Here is a 24,051-nt window from a genome sequence, read left to right on the forward strand (position 1 = left end):
GATGAAAAAAATGATAACCCTGTTGACCACGCTGCTACTGTTGGGCTGGTCGGTGAATGCCTGGTCCTTTGCCTGCAAAACGGCCACCGGGGCGACGATCCCCATCGGCGGCGGCAGCGCGAACGTTTACGTCAACCTGACGCCAGCGGTGAACGTCGGGCAGAACCTGGTGGTCGATCTCTCCACGCAAATCTTCTGCCATAACGACTATCCGCAAACCATTACCGACTACGTGACCCTGCAGCGAGGCTCCGCCTATGGCGGGGTGCTGTCGAGTTTTTCCGGTACCGTAAAGTATAACGGCACCTCCTACCCCTTCCCTACCACCACGGAAACCTCGCGGGTTATCTACAATTCAACCGCCGATAAACCCTGGCCAACCGTGCTCTATCTGACGCCGATCAGTACCGCCGGCGGGATAGCGATCGCCTCCGGCTCCCTGATCGCCGTGCTGATTCTCCACCAGACCAACAACTATAACGGCGACTCCTATCAGTTTGTCTGGAACATTTACGCCAACAATGATGTGGTGGTGCCGACCGGCGGCTGCGATGTTTCCGCCCGCGATGTCACGGTGACGCTGCCGGATTATCCTGGCTCCATGGCTGTTCCGGTCACGGTCCACTGCGCGCAAAACCAGAATCTCGGCTACTACCTTTCCGGCGCTACCGCCGATACCGCCAGTTCGGTCTTCCGCAATACCGCGTCGACGTCGGCGGCGCAGGGGATTGGCGTGCAGATGACGCGTAACGGCAGCATCGTCCCCGCCAACAGCACGGTGTCGCTGGGTACGGTCGGCACTTCGCCGGTCAATCTGGGGTTAACCGCCACCTATGCGCGAACCACGGGTCAGGTGACGGCGGGGAACGTGCAGTCCATTATCGGGGTGACATTTGTCTACCAGTAATGGCAATGCGACGCAGGCCTCCCCGCCGGTAGACTATATCCTCTCGCCGTGTGCGATGGCTGGCGAGGGGTTGTCTGCAATGATGGACGACGACGGCGGCCTGCCGCCGCCCAGGCGCCTGTTCCCTCAGCTTCACGAGGCGCTGTTAATCCCCGACATCGTGACCGTCAGGCGTATCGTGGTCTTTCTCCCCGACGATCCGTTCTGGCTGCTGCTTACCCTGCGGCAGGCGGCGCTGCTGCTGAAACACAGCGCCGTTCCGCTGCCGATGCTGATCCTCAGCCGTAGCCCGGCCAACTGGCTGTGGCAAACGCTGTTACACCAGGTCGGCAGACCGCGCCATCTGGCCTGGGTACGGGCCGTCGCCTCTGATTTACCCTGCCGACAGCTGGCGGAGCTGCTCAGGCCCGACGGCGGGCAAAGCTATCCCCTGCTGGCGCAGCTGGCGTCTCAGGAGAGGGTCATCTGCGCTAAGCCAGCCGCCGGCGTGAGCAAACCGGAACTGAGTACCGCGCTGGACTGGCTGCGGGGATTCAGCATCAATGATCAGGCGCAACGTCGGGGGCTTAGTCACAAAACCCTCTACACCCAGAGAAGCTCAGGACTGAAAAAGATGGTTGAACATCATCCCCATCTGGCCAGCCGTTTCCCCGGCAGCCACACCAAAGGGCAGAAAACGAGCGCGGTCGCCGCGCTCTCCGCTTTTGAACGTGAATTCATCCATGCCATTCACTGTCGGCAAATTTTCCCGGTGTTTCAGCCCATCACCGATGGTCGCCTGATGTTGCAGGGCATCGAGGTGCTGTCGCGCTGGCGACGCAATAGCAATGTGCTGTTGCCCGGCGAGTTTTTGCCGCAGATACACTCGGAGTATGCCTGGCTGCTGCTCACGGCGTTCGTCCTGCAGGAGGCCGTGCAGAACATCAATCAATACCCGGGCGACTATTATTTCGCGATTAACATCCCGCCGATCATCGCCACCAACGCCAACATTATCCGGATGATGGAGGCGGCGCGTCAGCAGTTACAGGAACCGCAGCAGGGCGAGAGGCTGGTACTGGAATTTGCCGAAACTGTCGATCTTAACCTGCACAGTAAAACGGGCGACACGATCACCCACTTACAGCAGCAGGGCTTTCGCATCATGCTCGACGACTGCTTTTCACGCAGCAGCGTCCTGTTTCCGGTCCGCACCGTGCGCTTTAATGAGTACAAGCTGGATATCAGTATCGTGAACGATCTGCAGCGGGATCCGCACGCGCTGGCGCTGATCAAGAGCCTGATCTATTACTGCCAGCTCTCCGGCAGTCGCTGCATTGCTGAGGGGGTCGATAGCCTGGAAAAATTCAATATGCTGAAGGCGTTGGGAATCGATCGTTTCCAGGGCTATCTCATCTCACCGCCGGTCACTGGCGATAACCTGGAGGATCTTATTCAGCGCTTTTCACCAGGACGCCACCCTACCAGTATTGCCGGATAAGTCGCCCTCGAGTTCCACTTCCGCCCGGCATGAAAAAACCGACCATCCGGGTCGGGATTCTCATTTAAGCCTCAGTCCCGATGCCGATTGAAACCGCCATTGCGGATTGATGGCAGAACCCCTGGCACCGGGTTCGCCGTCGCAGCGGGACTAACGGGAGTAGTCCGCCAGTTATCGATGAGCAGCAGCGGGTGTAAGCACACCTGTTTTAGTTCCACGCACTTTTTGAGATTTCCGCTTTTTCAGCCATCAGCCGCTACTCTTCCGGCGTCAGATTATTCAGGGATTCATAAGGTCGCTCACTGTTATATTCACCCAGCCAGCGTTGTGTGATTTCCCGCGCTTCATTCCGTGTTCTGAACAGGTAAAAATCCAGGATTTCTGTCCGGCTTGCGGCGTCGCCAGTGGTGCCGGGTTATGCACTGGCAGCCGCTGTTTTCCCTTACGACGAAAATGTTGCGATCGCTCCAGTTTTTGCCGCCGGGGAGGATAACAGCGACAGCAAAACGCCGGATTGCCCCAGCGGGCAGGTGTATGACAGTACGACAAAGCAGTGCGTAACCCCGCTTCCCAACTGAAGCAAAACGCGCTCACCTTGCAGGCGGCGCTTTCATAGCAAAAGAGGCGCGCCAGTTAATGCACGTTTAGACGTGCCTGGTGCAGGCGGGCCTGAATCGCAATATTGATTGTCACGTTGTCATCAACCAACACCGCGAAACTGGCCATGTTGAATGCTGAGCGTGAAATCGTTGTTGATGCATCCAGGGAAATGTTCTCCGCCCCGCCAGGTCCGGCGGTTTTCCCGTTCAGTGAGGCATCCAGAATGACCGGGCGCGCGACATTCTTAACCGCCAGGGTGCCCAGAATCCGATAATGGCCCTGCCCCAGAGCCACCACCCGACTACTGGTGAACGTAATGTTCGGATAGCGTTCAGCGTCAAAAAAGAGAGCGCTTTTCATCTGATAGGTTAACAGCCGGTTAGAGGCATTCAGCGTCGCCACCGGAATGGCAACATGGATATTGTCGTCTCTATCGTTTCCGGCATTGAGTGAGATATCACCCGTTACATTTCTCAGAGTGGCCTCAGACATATCGCCAAATGCATGCCAGGAGAGGGTAATGGTGGTTTCCTGCGTGTTGATAAGGTAGTCAACCGGGCTGGCATATAACGAAAAGGAGCTGAGCAGAAATTCCAGGTCGATGGCAGGCACGATACGCGTCATGTTGATAATCCTTGGGGATGTTTAACGTGTAAACGTGTCAACCCTCTTTTTTATTCGATCATCCCTTGTACTTAGCCTGAAGTGCTGCGCGCGCGGGAAGTTCGATTTCACCCACTACGATTGCAGTGCTTCGTGGGTTGGGCCCTGGAAGTAGATGTGACTTATTATGGCAACTACGCGGTTGAGCCAGCACAAAACGCATCCTCTCCCAGACCGACCGCCCGTTCATCAGACGCTCCCCCATTCTCGATTGACTCCTGATAATGGTATCTAATCCCGTCAGTTCGAAATCCGCTGGGTAGAGCCCGGTAACCCGTACATTTTCTTCCGGGAGCTGCTGTGACAACTTAGTTACAAACCCGCGAATCTTATGTTTACTGGCGAAAAAAGCGGGATGAGTAATGGAATCCGTAAAATTCGGCATACCGCATGTAGAGATGATCGCGACGATATCCGCACTCTCTGAACGCCGTAGCCCGGGCAGCAAGGCCTGCATCAGCAGAATCGAACCTATCAGGACTGAACTGACGGTAGTGATAATTTTTGCTTTAGGATACCCGTCAGATGTGCCTGACAACCGCTGCGCAGCATTGAGGATTAAAATGTCGATGAGCTTGTCTGAAGCTGACAGCCGGGCAGAAAAGTGAGAAAGAGATTCAGGCCGGGCTAAATCACAGGGATACCCTTTGGCGATGCCACCTTCCACAGTGATGATGCCGCAGGTTTTTTGAATATCCTCAGCCCACCGCGCGCAAAAAGCCACCTCAACGCCCTCACGAGCCAGCCACACGCACAGTCTATGCCCGTCTCGCTCCGCAAATAACACGCCTGCGACCAGGGGCATAGACTTAAACCAGTTTACGCTAAGCGCCGGGTGGCAAAGCGCACGCCTTGCCACTGCCCGAAGACACAAGATGCCGCACCTTGTCAGGTGGTAAAAATAATGAAAGTCCCTGACGGACTTCACACCAGACCGCCACGATGATGCCGGGCGGAATATTGGCTTTAAATGGGATAAGACTATGGGTTCACAGGTATCCGCAGCGGAAGATTCACTGCTGCGGCACAGGTCGTTCGTCACCTTTTGGCTGGCGCGCACCTGTTCATCATTTGGTTTTCAGATGTTTTCGGTTGCCGTTAGCTGGCAAATTTACGCCATCACCCATAGCGCGATGGCGCTCGGGATGATCGGTCTGATGCAATTCTTACCCTCGGTCCTGCTGGCTCTCCCTGCGGGACACCTTGCGGATCAGTTCGATCGGCGGCGGATCGTGCTGCTTGGGCAGTTTATTGAATGGGTCGCATTACTCGGGCTGGTCGCCCTGACGCTACTGCATTGGGCGGACAAAATTGAAATCTGGGGGCTGGTCTTTTTAATCTCGGTGGCAAAAGCGCTGGAGTGGCCGGCGATCACTTCGATGCTGCCGACGCTGGTGCCGCCGCCGATCCTTGCGCGCGCGATGGCGGCCAGTTCCGTCGGAGGACAGGCGGCGGTGATTATCGGCCCCACCCTTGGCGGTCTGCTGTACGTGGCGGGTCCGGACGTGGTGTATGGCGTATCCGCGCTGTTCTATCTGTTCTCTCTTGTGCTGGTGAGCCAACTGCGCTACGAGCGGCCGCCGCAAACCCGCCTGCCGATGAACCTCAAGAACCTGTTTGCCGGGGTACATTTTATCCGCGAGCGAAAAGATGTGCTGGGGGTGATTTCGCTCGATCTGTTTGCCGTCCTTCTTGGCGGCGCGACGGCGCTGTTACCGATCTTCGCTCAGGATATTCTCCATACCGGCCCCTGGGGACTGGGGATGCTGCGCGGTGCGCCATCGGTCGGCGCGCTGCTGGTGGGCGTCTGGCTCAGTCGCCACAAGCTGGAGAAGAACGTGGGTCTGATCATGTTCGCCTCGGTGGCCGGCTTTGGCCTGGCGACGCTGGTGTTTGCGCTTTCTGCCCGGCTGTGGCTTTCCCTGCTGGCACTGGCCGCGCTGGGCGGGTTTGATATGGTGAGCATGGTGATTCGCGGCGCGCTGGTGCAGCTGGATACGCCAGACGATATGCGCGGTCGCGTGAATGCGGTAAACGCCATCTTCATTAATACCTCAAACCAACTGGGGGAATTTGAATCCGGCCTGCTGGCGGCGTGGATCGGTGCCGTACCGGCCGCGGCGCTTGGCGGGATTGGCACGCTGGTGGTGGTCGCGATATGGATGACCATTTTCCCGCATCTGCGCAAAAGGCAGAAGCTGGAAAATGAAGGCGCGAGCTGATTGCAAAAACGCGCCGACAGCGATGATGGACATTATGCGATACGCCGGAGCCATGCTGGCGCATGACTATTATTCGCCATCAGCGGCAAAAACAGGCATCCCGGATGCAACCGCCCTTCATCACCAATAATTGAGCACCGGCTGAGACCGGTGCCTTTATTTCAGGCCCGGATATCATCGTACTCGCGGGTATTATCAAACTCATGTTTAGCGAAGGGACAGAGTGGGATAATTTTACGCTGCTCTGCGCGCATCTTTTCCACCACTTTCGCCACCAGCTGTTTACCCACCCCCTGCCCTTTCAGGCTCTCATCGACATCGGTATGTTCAATAATGCTGAGATGCTCGCCGGTGGGGACAAAAACAATTTCCGCCACCTGATTCCCCGCCGCATCATTGACGTAAAACTTGTTATGACCTTCCAGTATTTCCATCATTTCCTCGCTTATTTCTGGCGATACTTCAGGGCGCCGCTCGGGCAGGTGTCGATTACCCGCACGACGGTGGCGACATCCACTTCATCCGGGATGATCCACGGTTTACGCTTCAGGTTGAAGAGTTTTGCGCTACCGCGAACGCAGTTTCCCGAGTGCTGGCAGATGTCCGTGTTGAAGTAGACATCAATCCTCTCTCCGGTATATGCGCGGTAGCCCGCCTCCAGTAATTCCTTATCCATGACATTGCCTCAGTTGTTTTTATTGTTCAGGAGCTAAGCATAGTCCTGCCAGCACAGACCAGCTATGAGGATATCCCAAAACCTCCGCTCATATTTGTGCTGAACTGTCTGTATTAATGCGAAATAAACGATTTTATATTCACTACAACCTCAGCCTCGACCTTGATTACCCAGTTAAAATAGCGCATGCGAATTTCCCCATTCGCTTTTATTTCGCCGAAAGGGCGATTAAACTCACACCACAATGGTATGAGTGCTCAGGAACTATCCTTTGAATTATCGAGTGAAGCTGGCCCGCCCGGCGCTATTATTTATGTTCTCCTTTCTCTCTGGTTGTTCATTATCACCAGCGATTCCGGTATTAGGCGCCGCATTTCCTGGCTGGTTCTTCTGTTTATTGGGCGGCGTGTTGTTACTCATACCCTGTCATATCCTGATCGTCCGCAAAGGCTGGCAATCGCGTTTTTCTCCGCTGGTATTTAGCTACCTGGCTCTGATGTTCCTGTTCGCCACGCTCCTGTGGTTCCTTTTCTTTGTGTACTAAGCCCCTATGACAAACTCCAGCTCAAGCGTATTACGGAAAAAGTGGCCTCTGCTGGCCCTCGTCCTCGCCGCAATCGTGGCGCTTATCCTGGTTATCTGGCAGCTTCAGACCTCGCCGGAAACCAACGATGCCTACGTCTACACCGATACCATCGACGTGGTGCCGGAGGTGAGCGGCCGGATCGTGGAGATGCCGATCCGCGACAACCAGCGGGTGAAAAAAGGCGATCTGCTGTTTCGTCTCGATCCGCGCCCGTATCAGGCGATGCTCGATGATGCCCGGGCGAGGCTGACCACCCTGGATGCGCAAATCATGCTGACCCGGCGCACAATCAAGGCCCAGGAGTACAACGCCCAGTCCGTCGCCGCCGCGGTAGAGCGCGCAAAGGCGCTGGTTAAACAGACCACCTCGTCACGTACGCGTCTTGAGCCGTTAGTCCCGCAGGGCTTCGCGTCGCAAGAAGATCTCGACCAGGCGCGAACCGCCGAAAAAGCCGCCCGCGCGGAACTCGACGCCACCCTGCTGCAAGCGAAACAGGCCTCGGCCGCCGTCACCGGCGTTGACGCCATGGTTGCCCAGCGGGCGGGGATTCTGGCGCAGATCGCGCTGGCGGAACTGCACCTGGAGTTTACCGAAGTCCGGGCGCCATTTAACGGCGTGGTGGTGGCGCTGAAAACCACCGTCGGCCAGTACGCCTCGGCGTTAAAACCGGTGTTTACCTTAATGGATGACGATCGCTGGTATGTCATCGCCAACTTCCGCGAAACCGATCTTAAAAACGTCCGCCCCGGCGTAGCGGCCAGAGTCACCATCATGACCAACCATGATAAATCGTTCGCCGGCGTGGTCGATTCCGTCGGCTCCGGCGTGCTGCCTGAAGGCGGGAGCGTGATTGAAGGCCTGCCGATTATTCAGAAGAGCATCAACTGGGTTCATGTGTCGCAGCGTTTCCCGGTGAAGATCGCGGTGAAAGATCCTGACCCCGAACTCTTCCGCATGGGCGCTTCAGCCAGCGCCGTTCTTCAGCCTCAGTAAGGAGGCGCTATGCAGAACCTCTGGTCATTTCTCACCCGCGAACTCCGCGACGCGCCGGGACGGGCAAACTACACCCTGCGTCTGACCCTGAGCTGCGCGGTGCTGATCGTCCTGTTTATGACCCTGCAGATCCCTTTTTTAGCCGTGGCGCTGATCGTGGTGTTTTATGTCAGCCAGCCCAACGTGCTGATGATAAAGCTGGTGAGCGTGGTCTTTTTCCTCACCGTCAGCGTGGCGCTGGGCGGTGTGCTGCTGATCATCAAATGGACTTATGACTACCCGCTGATCCGCCTGGTCGCCTCGGTCGTGCTGTTTTTCGGCGCCATCTATCTGATGCGGGTGCTGGGCAAGCTGGGAATGGCCTTTTTCGTGGTCGCCCTGGTGGTTATCTACGCGCAGACGTTCCCCTCGATGACCAGCCAAAGTGAGATTCTGGTGCGCCTGCTGCTCTGGCTGTGGGTAGCCATCAACCTCGCCATTGTGGTCACGCTGTTGGTCAACGCCGGTTTTCAGCAGGCTTTTCCCGGCTATCAGTTCAAAGCGAGGATGGTGGTTTTGCTCCGCGAGGTGGCGACGCTTCTCGCCCGACCGAATGCCAGCTCTGCGCCGACGTTCAAAGAAATTGCCCGACAGTTCGCCGAGCTTCAGTCGCTGTATAAGCAGGCGACCCGCTCCAGCCCCGAGATAGCCGACAGCCCGCAGGCGTGGCAATCCCTGATGGCCGCCACCCTTCACTGCTATCACCTGGCCGCGCTGCTTCAGCCGGAAGAGGCCCCTTCCGCCGGGCGTCTACAGCTTGCCACCGCGCTCTCGACGCTGGCGCAGAATCTGGACGTCAGCACGCTCCCGGCAATCCTGCCGGAGGCCACTGCGCGGGATACGGCAAACCCTGTTATTTTGCAGGAGATGGCGACTACGCTGAACCAGCTGGCGCGCGGCGAACCGGTGCCGCTACCGGCGGGGGAAGAGGAAAAAGCGCCCCTGCTGCTGCCTGACGCCTGGTCGAACCCCGCCTATTTGCACTTCGCGCTCAAAACGCTGCTGGCAACGCTGCTGTGCTACGTTTTTTATACCGCCGCCGACTGGCAGGGGATCCACACAATTATGCTCAGTTGCGTGATTGTCGCTCAGCCGGGGCTCGGCGCGACGCTGCAGAAGACCTGGCTGCGCATCGGCGGCGCCCTGCTCGCTACCCTGCTGGCGCTGCTAATGATCGTGTTTATTCAGCCGCATAGCGAATCACTCGTCGGTCTGCTGGCGATGACTCTGCCGGTGATGGCGCTGTCGGCCTGGATAGCCGCGGGGTCTGAACGCATCGCCTACGCCGGGATTCAGATCGGTTTTACCTTCTCGCTGGCGTTTCTCAGCTGGTTTGGGCCACTGACCAATTTGACCGAACTGCGCGATCGCGTCATCGGTATTTTGCTCGGCGTGCTGGTCTCTTCGATTGTCCACCTCTACCTGTGGCCGGATAGTGAAGCCCCGCAGCTCAAATCGCGGCTGGCCGACCTCTACCGGCGGATTGCGAATGACCTGCGCGCCAGTCGCGACGAGGTGAAATTAGTCCCGCTGTTTCACGCCCTGAACCGCGCCGAAACGCTGATGCATCGGGTGGCGGCTGAACCGCTGAATGCTTATGCCCACCCGCATCCCGAGGCGAAAACCTGGCCGGTGAAGGCCACCTGGACGCAGGCCCTCGAAATCGTGCGCTTCAGCGAAGGCTACCGGCTGTACGCCGCCCCAGGAGATACCTTTCTGCGCCGCTGCGCCGGGTCGCTTGAGACCTACGCCGATGATATCGACCAGCAGCAGACGCCCATGCCGTTCGGCGAGCTTCGGCCCGACCCCGGCAATCCTTTTGGCCCCCCGCTGGTCACCCTGCTGACGACATTGCCAGGCTGGTCGTCCGCCCCTTCAGCGCTTTCGCGACAGGCAGATAAGTCATGAGAAAAATGGACACCGCAGCCCGCTTCCTGCGCTACTCACCGCTCGCCTTCGCCCTGACGCTGGTTACCGGCTGCGCCTTAATTCAGGACGATCCGGGCCAGGTCACTATCGTAAACCCGCAGCAGGCTGAACTCGCGCAGGTGATTCACCTCGCCAACAGCGGCTGGCCAGCGGCCAGATGGTGGGAAGGCTATCACGATGCCCAGCTCAATATGCTGGTCAACCGCGCGCTGCAAAACTCCCCGACCCTGCAGGCCGCCCGGCTGCGGATTGCGCAATCGCAGTCCACCGTTGAGCTGGCGCAGTCGGCAATGGGTGTCCAGGCCACCGCCGTGGCGGCCCAGAACCGGCTGCGGGTTACCAACAAACAGTTCACCTGGCCCTACTCTTACTCACTGCCGGTCGATAAAAACGGTCCGTGGTACACGCTGAATACCGTCGGCGTCGGCGCCACGCTGAATATTGATTTGTGGGGAGCCGATCGCGCCCGCGTTGCCGCCGCCATTGGCGAGAAAAATGCGCGACAGGCCGAAACGGCCGGAATCGAGCTGGATCTCGCCAGCAGCGTGGCGCAGCTGTACTTTGCCATGCAGGCCACCTTCCAGAAGATTGCCTTGTTGCATCAACTGGAAGAGATTGCCCGTCTCTCTGTGCAGGCGCATGAGCACCGCACCCGGCGCGGCGTTGAGGATAGCGTGGATATCGCCAATGCCCAGGCCGAGCTGCTGGCGGCGCAACAACAGGTGATTACGGCAAACGGGACGTTGACGCAGTACCGGGAAACATTGCGGGCGCTGATCGGCGCCGATGCGCACAGCATGCCGGAGATCCACCCGGTCCCGCTGCCGACGCTACAGGAGACGCTGCCCGACTCGCTCTCCTTTGAACTGCTGGCCCGCCGCCCGGACCTCCAGGCGCTGCGCGGCTATGTCACGGCATCGTTAAGCCAGGTCGATGCGGCGAAAGCGGCATTTTACCCGCACTTTGATATCAAGGCATTCTGGGGATACAACGCCCTGAGCGTCGGGGATCTGTTTAAATCGTCCTTTCAGCAGTTCAACCTGCTGCCGGGCCTGTATCTGCCTCTGTTCGACGGCGGCCGACTGAATGCCAATCTGCAATCGGTCCGTACCGCCAGCAATATTCTGATCAAGCAGTACAACCAGGCGGTACTGGATGCCGTGCGCGATGTGGCGATCGGCTCCAGCGAGCTGAACGATCTGAATCAGCAGGTGGTGTTACAGAAGCTGAAGGTGACGGCCGCCATGGCCACCTCCCGCAGCGCCAGCGCCCACTATCAGCGAGGGCTGGTCAGCTACTATGCGGCTCAGGAAGCGCGTCGGCCCGTCATCGCTCAACAACTGCTCCTGCTGGATATCCAGGCGCAGCGGTTGAGCAGCGACATTACGCTGATTAAGGCCTTAGGCGGGGATTACCGCGGCCCGGCGCTGGAGAATCTGGGGCAACAGGCGCGCTGAGGCGCGGCTTGCGCGTCAGTCGAATAACTGCCACTCGCGCGCCCGATTCAACGCCTGAATCCGACCATTGACCTGTAGCTTTTCGTACAGCTGTTTGAGATGCCATTTCACGGTTTCGGCAGTAATTCCTAAGGCCCGGGCGATCTCTTTATTGGAGTAGCCTTCGGCGATCAGCCCCAGCGTCTGCTGCTCCCGCTCGGTCAGGCGAAGCTGCGCGGGCGCCCGACGGCTGGCCAGCGGCAGGACTCCGGCCGCGCTGAATCTGGCGAGATACTGCGCCAGCGCCTCGCTGAAGCCCTCATCGTGCCCCCCGCGTTGCTGAATTGCCGCCAGCAATGAGGCCATCTCCTCTCCGCCATCGAGCAGGCTGCGCCACAGCTTCTGCTGAAAGGCGCGACGCAGCGTCGGGATCCCCAGCGTTATCGCCCGCTCCTGTTCTCCGGCGCGCCACAGGGCAATGGCCTGCATAAGCCGCAGGCGTACCGCAAACAGCCACTCGCCGCCGCGCTCCTGCTCAGTGGCCAGCGTATCGAGCTGCCGCGCCGCCGCCAGCGGTTGTCCGCCGGCCATCAGCATCCGGCTGTGGCTGAGGGTTAAACAGGCGCTCACCACGTCATTTTTCTCCGCGCCGGGGGACAGCCCCTGCAGGCGAAGAAGCAAACTGTCGGCCGCCGCGCTATCGCCGACGTGGAGCGCATTGGCAATACGCTCAGCCAGCAGCGGCGCCTGCGCCCGCAGCCATCCGCGCTGAACCGCCAGACCTTCGGCATGCAGCAGCAGCGATGTCATCTCATCCGTCTGCCCATGACGTTGCGCCAGCCTCGCCAGCACGATGTAACAGCGGCTAAACCCATCCGGCGGGCAAAAGTCATCGATCGTCTCAAGACGTAGCGTCAGCAGAGTGGGGATGCGCTGCACCTCCCCCTGCTCCCAGGCGATTTCGGCCAGAATCGGCGCCAGGGTGGCGCCGCTGCTGGAGTGAGGACCGGTCTGCTGTTCGGCATACTGTAGCGCCCGCTCCGCCTGCCGCTGCGCTTCGGCCAGATTGCCCTGGCGCAGGTATCCCTGGGCCATGACAAACGCCCGGTAGACCTCCACGAACAGATTACGATTCGCCACCCGCACGCCCGATACCCGCTGCTGGACATCCAGCGCCTGCTGTGGCCGGGCGTTCGCCAGATGGCAGTAGCTGAGAATATTGCATACCAGACCATCCACCCAGATATCGCCGCAGGGCACCTCATGCAGCAGCGGTTCCACGATAGCTATGCTCCGGGCAATATTGTCGGCGAAGGCTTCGCAGATAGCCCGGACGACGCGGAGCTTCACCCATGAACTGTGGGCAATCTCGCTGCGGTTGGCGACCGCCAGCGACTCAATGGCGTCCAGCAGCTGGCGGGCATCGTGAAAGCGAAAGCGGTGCGCGAGCGCCCAGGCGAGATTGGTTTGCAGCTCGATACGGGAAGGGTCCAGATTGGCCGGCAGATAGCGGATCCAGCGCACCATCGTCTCGATATCGCCCTCTTCCGCCAGTGACTGCACGCCGGCTTCCGCATGCCCGGCGCCCGTTTTTCCGCCTTCCAGCGCATGGCGAATCGCCTCCGCCCACAGCTGCTGGCCGGCAAACCAGTTGCTGGCCTGTTCATGCAGCACGCGGATATCCACCTGCGCACTGTGCTGCAGACGATACAGCAGCGCTTCACGCATCAGCGGGTGGTAACGGAACCAGAACCCGTCCGTATCAAGGGCGGAGAGAAACAGATTGTGCCGGGCTATCCACGCCAGCATGGCTTCTCCGTTGCGTTTCCCGGTCACGGCATCGCACAGCGACGGATGCAGGCGGTTGAGTATTGAGGTGCGCAGAAGAAAGTCCAACACCCCGGCGGGCAATGGCGCAAAGATCACCTCTTCCAGATAGCGGGAGAGCGCGCGGGAGGTGGTATTCAGCTTGCCGTCGGTCGGGCAATAACGGGCGCTGCCGCTTGCTAAAGCCGCCATTTTCATACCGGCAACCCACCCCTCCGTGCGGGCAATCAGGCGTGGGATCTCCTGCGGGTCCGGCGCCGGGGAGATCGAGGTTGAAAAATAGGTTCTGGCCTCCGCGACATTAAACCGCAGCGCATGATCATCGATCTCCACCAGCCGATCCTGCATGTGCAGACGACTCAGCGCCAGGGGCGGCTGGCTGCGACTGGCAATAATCAGATGCAGAGACGGCGGCGCGTGATTCAGCAGCCAGTTCATACCATCATGAATCTCCGGGTGGGCGATATTCTGGTAATCATCGAGAATCAGAGACAGCGGAGCCGGATAATCATGCAGCTGGTTGACGAGCCCGGCGAGAAACAGCCGGAAGTCGTCCCCGGGAGCGCCCTCCGGCAGAGCCTTCTCCGCTTGCCAGAGCGGCCGCAGCGCCGCCTGCAGATAGCGCATAAACAGCAAGGGCGTATTGTCATCTTCGTCAATGCTCAGCCACGCCAGCGAATCGCCCTGCTGCTGTCGATGCTGATACCACTGGGCCAGCAGCGTGGTTTTGCCGAACCCGGCGGGGGCGCATACCAGCGTCAGCGTGCTGGCGAGCGAGGCGTCCAGCCGCTGCAGCAGACGTTCGCGCGGCTGCAATACCCCCGGCGAACGCGGCGGCGTAAAGCGAGTCGCAATAAGCGGCAAGGTGCGCGCAAGGCGGAACGGTTCTTGATGAACAAATCCGCTCAATGCGTCATCCGTCGGGGGTAACAATTCCATAGCGCCATGACCTCCTCATCCCATGCATACGCCATTATCCCCCCCAACCGGGGGGTAGGCCACGTTTATCCATACCTATAAAGTAGTTTTATCCTTTGCCACCGATGGGCGATACGCCAGGTCTGCGCCTGCGTACAGCGAACCTTTCTCCATCAGGCATCCATCGTTTCTTAATCAGTACAAGGTGTGTACAGAAATGGCTATCGAAAATAAAGTTGCTTTAGTCACCGGTGCCGGTCAAGGCATTGGCCGCGGTATTGCTTTACGTCTGGCCAAAGAGGGTGCGTCGTTAATGCTCGTCGACGTGAACCCGGAAGGGATTGCGGCGGTTGCCGCCGAAGTTGAAGCGCTGGGTCGTAAGGCCGCCACCTTTGTGGCGAATATTGCCGAACGTGACCAGGTGTATGCCGCCATTGACCAGGCGGAAAAAGAGCTGGGTGGTTTTGATATCATCGTCAACAACGCGGGGATTGCCCAGGTGCAGGCGATCGCCGACGTGACGCCTGAAGAGGTCGATCGCATCATGCGTATCAACGTTCAGGGGACGCTATGGGGCATCCAGGCCGCGGCGAAAAAATTCATCGACCGTAAGCAAAACGGCAAAATTATCAACGCCTGCTCCATTGCCGGCCACGACGGTTTTGCTCTGCTGGGGATCTATTCCGCCACTAAATTTGCCGTTCGCGCCCTGACCCAGGCGGCGGCGAAAGAGTACGCCAGCCGTGGGATCACCGTAAACGCCTACTGTCCGGGGATTGTGGGGACCGGCATGTGGACCGAAATCGATAAGCGTTTTGCCGAAATTACCGGTGCGCCGGTCGGCGAGACCTATAAAAAATATGTTGAAGGGATTGCACTCGGCCGTGCGGAAACGCCGGACGATGTGGCGAGCCTGGTCTCTTATCTGGCAGGCCCGGATTCCGACTATGTTACCGGCCAGTCGATCCTGATCGATGGCGGGATTGTTTATCGTTAATGCCCGCTGCGGGTCGTCTCAGACAGACGGCCCGTTTTCCCGCCCTCTTCTTCTTACACACCCGCAGACCTCCCCTGAGCGCGTGCCTCCTCGCGCTGGCTGATGGCTATTTGCCGTTAAACTGCAGGCGAAAAAAAAGCTGGCGCATCACGCGCCAGCCTGCAGAGTGTCGCTTTCCGTTGCCATCAGGCTTGGGTCAGCGGTTTCTGTGCGGCTTTGTCCTGGGTGTTTTCCAGCATCCGACGCACCGGTACGATCAGCACGCAAAGCACGGCGGCGCAGATCAGCAGCGCAATCGAACAACGCGCGAAGAGGTCCGGCAGCATATCCAACTGGTCGGCCTTCACATGGCCGCCGATCAGGCCAGCCGCCAGGTTACCCAGCGCACTGGCGCAGAACCACAGCCCCATCATCTGGCCGCGCATTCTTTCCGGCGCCAGCAGCGTCATGGTCGCCAGGCCAATCGGGCTCAGGCACAGCTCGCCCAGCGTCAGCATCAGAATACTGCCTACCAGCCAGAATGGTGATACGCCGGTCCCACCGTTGTTCAGCACGTTCTGTGCCGCCAGCATCATCAGGCCAAAGCCCGCTGCGGCGCAGAGAATGCCGATGACGAATTTGCTGATGCTGCTCGGGCGGACGCCATTACGCGCCATCGCCGGCCATGCCCAGCTAAATACCGGCGCCAGCAGAATAATAAACAGCGCGTTGATTGACTGGAACCAGACCGCCGGGATCTCAAAGCTGCCGATCATACGGTTGGTATAATCATTGGCGAACAGGTTGAAGGAGGTCGGCTTCTGTTCAAATGCTGACCAGAAGAAGGCGGCGGAAACCAGCAGAATAAAGCACACCAGCAGACGGGCGCGCTCTTTGCGACTCAGTCCGGCGAAGGCAAACAGATAGATAAAATAGAGAACGACCGAAGCGGCAATCACGTATACCAGCATGCTGGCAACGGCAACAGGGTTAACCACAATCACGCCCTGCGCAATCAGCGTGATAATCACCGCGGCGCCCACGGCCAGCGCCAGCAGCCAGGCGCCCACGCCGTTCTTCTTCGCCACCGGACTGTTCCAGGTTGAATCGAGGCCCACTTCGCTGTCGTAACGCTTCATCGCCGGTACCGCGAAGACCCGGAAGATAACCAGCGCCACCAGCATCCCGATGCCGCCGATGCCAAAGCCCCAGTGCCAGCCGTGTGATTTAATCAACCAGCCGGAAATCAGCGGCGCGATGAACGACCCCATGTTGATGCCCATGTAGAAAAGTGAGAATCCACCGTCACGACGCGCATCTCCCTTCTTGTACAGCGTGCCAACCATAACCGAGATACAGGTTTTGAACAGACCCGATCCCAGCACGATGAACATCAGCCCGATAAAGAACAGGTTGTCGCCCAGCACCGCTGACAGGGCAATCGACAGATGACCCAACGCGATGAGAATCGACCCGTACCAGACCGCCTTTTGCTGGCCCAGCCAGTTATCCGCCAGCCAGCCGCCCGGCAATGCCGCGAGGTACATACTGCCGGCGAAGATACCGACGATCGCCGAGGCATTTTCACGCGCCAGCCCCATTCCGCCGTCGTAAACCGTGGCGGCCATAAACAGAATCAACAGGGGACGAATGCCGTAAAACGAGAATCGCTCCCACATTTCGGTAAAGAACAACGAACCCAGCGGATAAGGATGACCAAAGAAGGTCCGGCTTTCATTTTTATTCACAGAGGAATGCATAACTTCTCCAGATAAGGTGCACCGCAGCACAGAGAGACCGCGGAAAGTGTGTTAGCCATTTTTACACTGGCCAATCATTTACATGGGGCATGATGTTTTTTAACTATTTGATAACCAGTATCTGGTTTTGTCTAGCCCCTTACCCCCATCTTTTAGATGAAAAGTCGACAAACGTCTACTTTTATAGATTTAAAGTTGGCTGACAACAAAATGTGATTGACATCTCAAATGATAATAATGCATAGGATTATTTGTTTATAAACAACAAGTTAATAAACTATGCATTCATACTCATGGATAGCATGCGTCGCGGATAAAACGCGATAAAAAGTAGGGTAAATACGAGGTTGGTCTTCACGACAGGGGAAAGTCTCGATAAATCACGCTCTTGATGATTTAGTCACCGCGTGATGCTCGCGTACGCCAACGGCGGCGAGCCGGACAGAAGCCATATGACGCAGGCGACGGCTATAAACGACTCCATTTCTCAATCTCTTCAATAACCTGACGCGGTGCAGAATAACAAATACCGTACTCCGCGCATTGGGTTCTGCCCGCCCTTGCCAGCGGACAGGGCCACGCTGAACCGCCGTTCTGTCCCGGGCCTCCAGTCTATGGCCATTCCCGGTTCTGAAGCACCACCCGATAGCCGTCATCATCGACGAAGGTGTTGCCATTGATATCCCAGTAAGGGTTAAACGAACTCAGCGCCCGAAAACCCGCCGCCGTCATCCTGGCGCACGCCCGCTGCCAGTCTGCTTTATCGGGGTAATACAGCACGAGCAGGTCTTCATCGGTCGGCGCAGGGTGTCGCGGATGTTCGTGACAGTGGGTGAACTCGATATGCCAGGCCAGCTCCGGACGGCCCACCATGACCCCGCTAAAGCCGGCATGATTGACGAAGTCCGCGATTCGCATGAGCTCCAGCCCTTGAGTATAGAGGGCGCAGGTACGTTCAAGGTTGGTGACGGGTCGGGCAATTCGCATATGGCTGAACATGATAACGGGCTCCCGCGGGGCAAAATAAGTTTCCGGAATGGGCAACATCGCCCTTACTGTACCCGGGTTTCAGATGGCGATTTGTCGAGAAGAGCCGTGGTTTTGGTAAACCGGACCTTGTACATGGTCCTCTCCTCAGAGGACAGAATCAGAGTTCAGATATTCCTGATTGACCGTTGTATCTAATGCTGGGGACAGATCACACGCTAACTTAATGTTTTTCTTACATTTGATCATTTACTGCCCACCCCACAAAAAAGGTACACTTTTTATAAGGATTTTTATAACAATATGAGGAAAAGGAAAAATGGCTATTCCAGCTTACCTATGGCTTAAAGATGACGGCGGCGCAGACATTAAGGGTTCTGTCGACGTCCAGGACCGTGACGGCAGCATTGAGATCAATGGATTCTCCCACAGCTTAAACATCCCAACTGACCCAGCGCTGATTATCCAAAAGGAATTTGATAGCTCCTCTCCTTATCTCTACAAAGCCGTTGCCACTGGTCAAACGCTAAAGTCTGCTGAGTTCAAATGGTACAAGATCAACGACGCAGGACAGGAAGCGGAATACTTCAACATGCTATTAGAAGGTGTGAAAATTGTCGGCATTTCTCCAGTGATGCACGATACCAAAGACGCAAGCAAGGAGAAGCATAACCACCTTGAGTGTGTCGAGTTCCGCTATGAGAAGATCACCAGGAAGCACTGCGACGGCAACATATGTTCACCGATAGCTGGAATGAACGAGCGCAAGCATGAGGTATCCAACATTAGCAGCCAACCCTCACCCACCGTATGTATCACCCCGCCCGGTGTGAGTGTCGTCAATAACATGATGATGGCTCGTTTTCACCGTGGCCCGTCAGCCCTGACCTATGTTTGGTTTTACTATCAGGTAAGGAATCATGGACCGTGGGACTACAAACAGCGTGGCAGCCAATACGCCGCCTTTAGTAACTTTAACTATGGTGCGGTTGGAGCAGCAGCGGGCATCCCGGCTCAGATCTTGCTACGTGGTGCAGGTGCAGCGCAAATTCTCGCAGGTACAAGCAGAGCTGAGTTTGCAGATTATCCGGGCCCTAATTCATATGGTGATGACCCTCAGGATCAAACCTGGATCAGGGCAGGTATAGACGATGCGAAACGTTCGGATTTTTAGGTGGGTTGCGGTACTGATGGGTATCGTGGCTTGCTACGGTGTGTATAAAGCGCTCAACTCTCCAGTCATTCAGACTGTTTATAAGGTTGAGAAAATCAATTCTAAGGTGTCACTATACATTACAGAGGGCAGCGCGGTGCTACGACAAAATTTGTGTAACAGTTTTATTTAGTCCCTCCAGAAGTTAGCAAAGACGCTTTCCTGAAAGGTGTGGGAGATAAGTATCACGCCTTTTTATCAACATCTGACGCAAGCGCAAAGGTAGACATAAGTGATGGCGCTATTCACCTGAACGTGAAAGGCAACATATATCGCTTCACTAATGGGGCGAGCTACTCAACCACAATCTACCTGAATGCCTCACCATTCTAAAAGCGTAGCCAGCTTTCACGCTGGCTATTTCTTATGATTTAATAAAACAGCCATGATTAATATATTTTGTTACATAAAAAAACAGTCAGCGGATGAGATTAACACTCAATCCACTTAATTAAATTAATGACAGGATGTGGTCAATACGTATTTAATCTTAATTAACGAATATATTTAAATCAGAGGAAATGTGACGAATATCACGGTAACTCATTTTTATAATCGAGATGCGAAAAAACTCAATTGTATGATAAAGTGAGAGGTGTCTATATCAGGGATATCAAAACTGAACTGGAGACTAACCAATGTCATATTTCCCTGAAGTTGAACAAATTAAATTCGAAGGTACTGGAAAATATAATCCTCTTGCTTTCCGTCATTACAATCCGGATGAGATCATCCTCGGTAAAAGTATGAGAGATCATCTGCGCTTTGCTGCCTGCTACTGGCATAATTTCTGCTGGAATGGGCAGGATATGTTTGGTCTGGGGGCATTCGACCGCCCCTGGCAGAAGCCTGGTAATGCGCTGGAAATGGCGAAATTAAAAGCCGATGTCGCCTTTGAATTCTTCAAAAAATTGAATGTGCCTTTTTATTGCTTCCATGATACGGATGTTTCACCAGAGGGCAATAGTCTCAGCGAATATCGCCAGAACCTGGCGGTCATGACAGATATTCTGGCCCAGAAACAGGAAGAAACGGGCCTGAAGTTGCTTTGGGGAACGGCTAACGCATTCTCTAACCCACGCTATGCGGCAGGTGCGGCAACAAATCCAAATCCTGAAGTGTTTGCGGTCGCTGCGACTCAGGTTGCTCATGCGATGGATGCTACAAAACGACTTGGCGGTGAAAACTATGTGCTGTGGGGAGGCCGTGAGGGCTATGAAAGCCTACTGAACACAAACTTACGCCAGGAGCGTGAGCAGATTGGTCGTTTTATGCAAATGGTTGTTGAGCATAAATATAAAACGGGTTTTACCGGGACACTACTGATTGAGCCCAAACCTCAGGAACCAACCAAACATCAATATGATTACGATGTGGCGACGGTTTACGGGTTCCTGAAACAATTCGGGCTGGAGGATGAAATCCGGGTAAATATTGAGGCCAATCATGCCACACTTGCCGGGCATTCCTTCCACCACGAAATTGCCTCTGCCATTGCGCTGGGGATATTTGGTTCTGTTGATGCTAACCGTGGCGATCCTCAACTGGGATGGGATACTGACCAGTTCCCGAATAGCGTCGAAGAAAATGCACTGGTCATGTATGAAATACTGAAAGCGGGAGGATTCACCACCGGTGGACTGAACTTTGACGCTAAAGTCCGTCGTCAAAGCACAGATAAATACGATCTGTTCCTCGGCCATATTGGCGCGATGGACACCATGGCTTTATCTCTGAAAATCGCGGCCCGAATGCTCCAGGATGGCGCGCTTGAGCAGTCTGTCATCGCCCGCTATGCCGGATGGAATCAGGAACTGGGACAAAAAATCCTTTCTGGTGATATGAGTCTGTCCCAACTGGCGGAATTTGCCGAAACAGAAAACTTCCGTCCGCAACACACCAGCGGTCATCAGGAAGCAATGGAAAATCTCGTTAACGCTTATATTTTCAGTTAATCCAGCTTTATAAAACAGGATAATCCGCTGATAAATATCAGCGGATTATCCGTTAATGCTCTGAACCACAAATAGATTTATTTGGCTGAGATCTTTCCGCCCTACAGGATTAAATATGAGCACAAAAATGAACTCGTACACGCTGGGTGTCACGTTAGTCGCCACCCTCGGAGGACTGCTGTTTGGCTATGATACGGCAGTAATTTCTGGCACAGTCGGATCGCTTAACAATGTTTTTGTTGTACCCCGGGATTTAGCTGAAGGGGCCGCTAACTCATTGTTAGGTTTTTGTGTTGCCAGTGCATTAATTGGTTGTATTATTGGTGGTGGGCTGGCCGGAATATTAAGCAGTAAGTTTGGCCGAAAAAGATCATTAATGGTTGCTGGTCTTTTATTTTTTATTTCCGCACTGGGGTCATCATTTCCGGAAATAGGGCATCACGCGATCGATAGTACGGCAGGCGTACCAACTTATCTGAGTGACTATGTAAGTACGTTTGTTATTTATCGTATTATCGGCGGTATTGGGGTTGGGATAGCCTCGATGATTTCACCGATGTATATTGCGGAGATAGCACCAGCTAACATACGCGGCAGGCTCGTTTCTTTTAACCAGTTTGCTATTATATTTGGTCAGCTATTGGTTTACTGTGTTAACTATTTCATTGCCCGCAGCGGTACGCAGGAGTGGCTGGATACTATGGGTTGGCGTTATATGTTCCTTTCCGGGGCAATACCTTCACTGATCTTCTTTGCGCTGTTATTTACCGTACCGGAAAGTCCACGCTGGCTGGCAACCCGTGGTCAGAATGCTCAGGCGTCCGCTATTCTGGAAAAACTGTTGGGTAAAGTTGCGGGTCAGGCTGAATTTAAGAATGTGGTGAAATCAGTAAGCGTCGATACCGTACAATCGGCCCCTCTCTTTTCCTTTGGTATTGCCATTGTTGTAATTGGCGTGATGCTGTCGGTATTCCAGCAGTTCGTGGGGATCAATGTGGTGCTGTATTATGCGCCAGAAGTTTTTAAAGAAATTGGTTCAAGCCAGGATACAGCGTTGCTGCAAACAATCATTGTTGGCATTATCAATCTGCTGTTTACGGTGATTGCTATTATGACTGTGGATAAATTTGGGCGTAAGCCACTGCAGATCATCGGAGCGCTGGGGATGGCTTTCGGGATGTTGCTGCTGGGTACGGCGTTCTATGCTCACTGGGCTGGCGGTGTCGCACTCTTCGCTATGCTGCTGTATGTTGCCATGTTTGCGGTGAGCTGGGGGCCAGTCTGTTGGGTTCTGCTGGCGGAAATTTTCCCGAACCGTATTCGCTCAAAGGCACTGGCTATTGCGGTAGCTGCACAATGGATCGCAAACTATTTCGTAAGCTGGACATTCCCGATGATGGCGAAGTCCACCTACCTGCAAACTCATTTCAACAACGGATTCGCATACTGGGTTTATGGTGTTATGGGGATTCTGGCCGCGCTGTTCATGTGGAAATTCGTCCCAGAAACTAAGGGTAAAACTCTGGAGGAACTGGAAGCACTCTGGAAAAAACCTGACTCGTATAAACATAGAAAGCCGGTTGTATAAAGTTGTCTTTAAAACAGAACTGACTATGCGTACCTGTGATGTATCTGGATAGTACCGTTATTTCCATGCACACAACGTTACCTTATTGCGTTGAGTGCGGAAATATAAGTAATAAACAACAATATCAATGAATTACGGATAATTTTTATGTAAAAAGGCTCGGAAGGGCCTTTTTATTTCCTACAGAAAAATACTTAAGGCGTTTTCTTTGGGCTGTATGAGGATGCGACTGCCGCCAAAGCTGAGTTTTACTGTCATCTCACCCTATAACTTAGCGTGACAGTGGCTAAGGACGGATCACAATGGTAGAGCCCACAGGAGACAAAACAGAAGGTTATTTAAGTTACTGATAGAGAAAGGTTTTAAGGCTTCTCCGTCAGGCGGAGAGATCTGGAGCGGGCGAAGGGAATCGAACCCTCGTATAGAGCTTGGGAAGCTCTCGTTCTACCATTGAACTACGCCCGCTTTGAGGTGCGAGGGCCATTATAGACCTTACGCACCGTCTTACAAGACTGAATCTTGCTAACTGCTGATAAAATAACCTCTTAGCACTTAGGTTTACTGCCCTGCGGCGGTAAATAGCGCTGTGGATCGATGGCCGTCGCCCGGTAGCGAATCTGGAAATGCAGGCGCACAGAATCGGCGTCGCTACTTCCCATTGTGGCTATCTGCTGGCCAATCTTCACATTCTGACCGTTATTGACCATCATTTTGTCATTATGGGCATAGGCGCTGATGTAATCCTCACCGTGTTTAATCATGATCAGATTACCGTAGCCGCGGAGCTGATTACCGACGTACACCACTTTACCCGCCCCTGCCGCGTAGACCGGCTGGCCGCGCGTGCCGGCAATATCAATCCCCTTATTACCGCCATCATTTGATGAATAAGGCAGAATAACTTTACCGCTGGTCGGCCAGCGCCAGCAGCGTTGCCCCACCGGTGGCCAGGAGACCGGCGGCAGCGTCGCCGGCGGCTTACTGGCCGCGGTGCGCGTACCGGCGCGACTCTTCGCGGATGAGCCACCCTTTGTGGTACCCGAACCCGGATTCAGCTTCAGACGCTGTCCAACCTCAATGGTATACGGTGGGGAGATATTATTCAGTCGGGCCAGATCGTTAATGCTGGTACCGGTCGTCCGGGAAATACGGTACAAGGTATCGCCGCGTTTAACGGTGTAGACGGAACCGGAATCAGATGAACTGGAACACCCTGCAATCACCAGGCTGCTGACCAACATCATCATGATAAAAAAGCGTTTTCTCATCAGGCGTCCTGCACTCAGCACAGCTCTC

At 55.6% G+C, this 24,051-nt stretch carries 18 protein-coding genes, 1 tRNA gene and 3 pseudogenes; 12 read left to right on the plus strand and 10 right to left on the minus strand.

Features of this window, described 5'->3' with window-relative positions:
- Nucleotide 1 precedes the first annotated feature (1 nt).
- Both FNY10_RS20620 and FNY10_RS20625 read left to right on the plus strand, forming a co-directional pair.
- Nucleotides 2-907, plus strand: a complete 906-nt coding sequence (locus FNY10_RS20620) for a fimbrial protein (protein ID WP_131048627.1) — start codon at nucleotides 2-4, stop codon at nucleotides 905-907.
- Nucleotides 894-2,387 (plus strand): EAL domain-containing protein, encoded by a 1,494-nt coding sequence (locus FNY10_RS20625; RefSeq protein WP_416309033.1) that lies wholly within the window; start codon nucleotides 894-896, stop codon nucleotides 2,385-2,387. Before FNY10_RS20620 ends, FNY10_RS20625 begins: the two co-directional genes overlap by 14 nt.
- Before the next feature lie 256 nt (nucleotides 2,388-2,643).
- Here the strand turns inward: FNY10_RS20625 and FNY10_RS20630 are convergent.
- From FNY10_RS20630 to FNY10_RS20640, 3 genes and pseudogenes are all read right to left on the minus strand, one after another.
- Nucleotides 2,644-2,775: pseudogene (locus FNY10_RS20630) on the minus strand (integrase core domain-containing protein); the annotation flags it as partial.
- 245 nt (nucleotides 2,776-3,020) lie between these two features.
- The gene (locus FNY10_RS20635; RefSeq protein ID WP_160703230.1) at nucleotides 3,021-3,611 is read right to left on the minus strand and encodes a YceI family protein; all 591 of its coding nucleotides are present in this window, start codon (nucleotides 3,609-3,611) and stop codon (nucleotides 3,021-3,023) included.
- Between the two features lie 114 nt (nucleotides 3,612-3,725).
- Nucleotides 3,726-4,455: pseudogene (locus FNY10_RS20640) on the minus strand (SDR family oxidoreductase).
- 178 nt (nucleotides 4,456-4,633) lie between these two features.
- Here FNY10_RS20640 and FNY10_RS20645 point away from each other — a divergent pair.
- A complete protein-coding gene (locus FNY10_RS20645) occupies nucleotides 4,634-5,872 on the plus strand; it encodes an MFS transporter (protein ID WP_160703232.1) in 1,239 nt (412 codons plus the stop codon).
- Nucleotides 5,873-6,033: 161 nt separating this feature from the next.
- Here the strand turns inward: FNY10_RS20645 and FNY10_RS20650 are convergent, their stop codons facing one another.
- Both FNY10_RS20650 and yjdI read right to left on the minus strand, forming a co-directional pair.
- Entirely contained in the window at nucleotides 6,034-6,306 is a 273-nt protein-coding gene (locus FNY10_RS20650; RefSeq protein ID WP_100684349.1) for a GNAT family N-acetyltransferase, read from the minus strand.
- Between the two features lie 11 nt (nucleotides 6,307-6,317).
- Nucleotides 6,318-6,548 carry a 4Fe-4S mono-cluster protein YjdI gene (gene yjdI / locus FNY10_RS20655; protein ID WP_100684348.1) on the minus strand — a complete coding sequence of 77 codons (231 nt, stop codon included), beginning with the start codon at nucleotides 6,546-6,548 and terminating at the stop codon, nucleotides 6,318-6,320.
- A gap of 313 nt (nucleotides 6,549-6,861) precedes the next feature.
- On the opposite strand from yjdI, the gene FNY10_RS20660 reads away from it, so the two are divergent.
- From FNY10_RS20660 to FNY10_RS20675, 4 genes are read left to right on the plus strand one after another with little or no spacing between them, the layout of a single operon-like run.
- Nucleotides 6,862-7,092, plus strand: coding sequence for a YtcA family lipoprotein (locus FNY10_RS20660; protein ID WP_407081248.1), 231 nt, complete (start codon nucleotides 6,862-6,864; stop codon nucleotides 7,090-7,092).
- 6 nt (nucleotides 7,093-7,098) lie between these two features.
- Nucleotides 7,099-8,127 (plus strand): multidrug transporter subunit MdtN, encoded by a 1,029-nt coding sequence (gene mdtN, locus FNY10_RS20665; protein WP_131048623.1) that lies wholly within the window; start codon nucleotides 7,099-7,101, stop codon nucleotides 8,125-8,127.
- Nucleotides 8,128-8,136: 9 nt separating this feature from the next.
- Entirely contained in the window at nucleotides 8,137-10,074 is a 1,938-nt protein-coding gene (locus tag FNY10_RS20670; RefSeq protein ID WP_160703234.1) for an FUSC family protein, read from the plus strand.
- Between the two features lie 5 nt (nucleotides 10,075-10,079).
- Nucleotides 10,080-11,552, plus strand: coding sequence for an MdtP family multidrug efflux transporter outer membrane subunit (locus FNY10_RS20675; RefSeq protein WP_202395382.1), 1,473 nt, complete (start codon nucleotides 10,080-10,082; stop codon nucleotides 11,550-11,552).
- A gap of 15 nt (nucleotides 11,553-11,567) precedes the next feature.
- On the opposite strand, the gene FNY10_RS20680 is transcribed toward FNY10_RS20675, so the two are convergent.
- Nucleotides 11,568-14,297, minus strand: a complete 2,730-nt coding sequence (locus tag FNY10_RS20680) for a LuxR C-terminal-related transcriptional regulator (protein ID WP_160703238.1) — start codon at nucleotides 14,295-14,297, stop codon at nucleotides 11,568-11,570.
- A gap of 196 nt (nucleotides 14,298-14,493) precedes the next feature.
- Between FNY10_RS20680 and FNY10_RS20685 the strand changes: the two genes are divergently transcribed.
- Nucleotides 14,494-15,273, plus strand: a complete 780-nt coding sequence (locus FNY10_RS20685) for an acetoin reductase (protein ID WP_131048619.1) — start codon at nucleotides 14,494-14,496, stop codon at nucleotides 15,271-15,273.
- 185 nt (nucleotides 15,274-15,458) lie between these two features.
- Here FNY10_RS20685 and FNY10_RS20690 read toward each other — a convergent pair whose 3' ends face one another.
- Complete coding sequence (locus FNY10_RS20690) at nucleotides 15,459-17,012, minus strand: peptide MFS transporter (RefSeq protein WP_100684341.1); 1,554 nt, start codon at nucleotides 17,010-17,012, stop codon at nucleotides 15,459-15,461.
- 612 nt (nucleotides 17,013-17,624) lie between these two features.
- Nucleotides 17,625-18,011, minus strand: coding sequence for a VOC family protein (locus tag FNY10_RS20695; RefSeq protein ID WP_131048618.1), 387 nt, complete (start codon nucleotides 18,009-18,011; stop codon nucleotides 17,625-17,627).
- A gap of 307 nt (nucleotides 18,012-18,318) precedes the next feature.
- On the opposite strand from FNY10_RS20695, the pseudogene FNY10_RS20700 reads away from it, so the two are divergent.
- From FNY10_RS20700 to xylE, 4 genes and pseudogenes are all read left to right on the plus strand, one after another.
- Nucleotides 18,319-18,773 (plus strand): annotated as a pseudogene (locus tag FNY10_RS20700) (Hcp family type VI secretion system effector).
- A gap of 79 nt (nucleotides 18,774-18,852) precedes the next feature.
- Nucleotides 18,853-19,173: a polymorphic toxin type 44 domain-containing protein gene (locus FNY10_RS20705; RefSeq protein ID WP_227699465.1), complete on the plus strand. Its 321-nt coding sequence runs from the start codon at nucleotides 18,853-18,855 to the stop codon at nucleotides 19,171-19,173.
- 677 nt (nucleotides 19,174-19,850) lie between these two features.
- The gene (xylA, locus tag FNY10_RS20710) at nucleotides 19,851-21,167 is read left to right on the plus strand and encodes a xylose isomerase (protein ID WP_141963526.1); all 1,317 of its coding nucleotides are present in this window, start codon (nucleotides 19,851-19,853) and stop codon (nucleotides 21,165-21,167) included.
- Between the two features lie 115 nt (nucleotides 21,168-21,282).
- Entirely contained in the window at nucleotides 21,283-22,755 is a 1,473-nt protein-coding gene (gene xylE, locus FNY10_RS20715) for a D-xylose transporter XylE (RefSeq protein ID WP_160703242.1), read from the plus strand.
- Between the two features lie 391 nt (nucleotides 22,756-23,146).
- On the opposite strand, the gene FNY10_RS20720 is transcribed toward xylE, so the two are convergent.
- Nucleotides 23,147-23,220, minus strand: a tRNA-Gly gene (locus FNY10_RS20720).
- A gap of 80 nt (nucleotides 23,221-23,300) precedes the next feature.
- Nucleotides 23,301-24,023 carry an amidase activator ActS gene (gene actS, locus FNY10_RS20725; protein WP_131048611.1) on the minus strand — a complete coding sequence of 241 codons (723 nt, stop codon included), beginning with the start codon at nucleotides 24,021-24,023 and terminating at the stop codon, nucleotides 23,301-23,303.
- Between the last annotated feature and the right edge of the window lie 28 nt (nucleotides 24,024-24,051).

This window comes from Klebsiella sp. Lac1, assembly GCF_009825425.1.
Lineage (GTDB): Bacteria > Pseudomonadota > Gammaproteobacteria > Enterobacterales > Enterobacteriaceae > Klebsiella > Klebsiella electrica.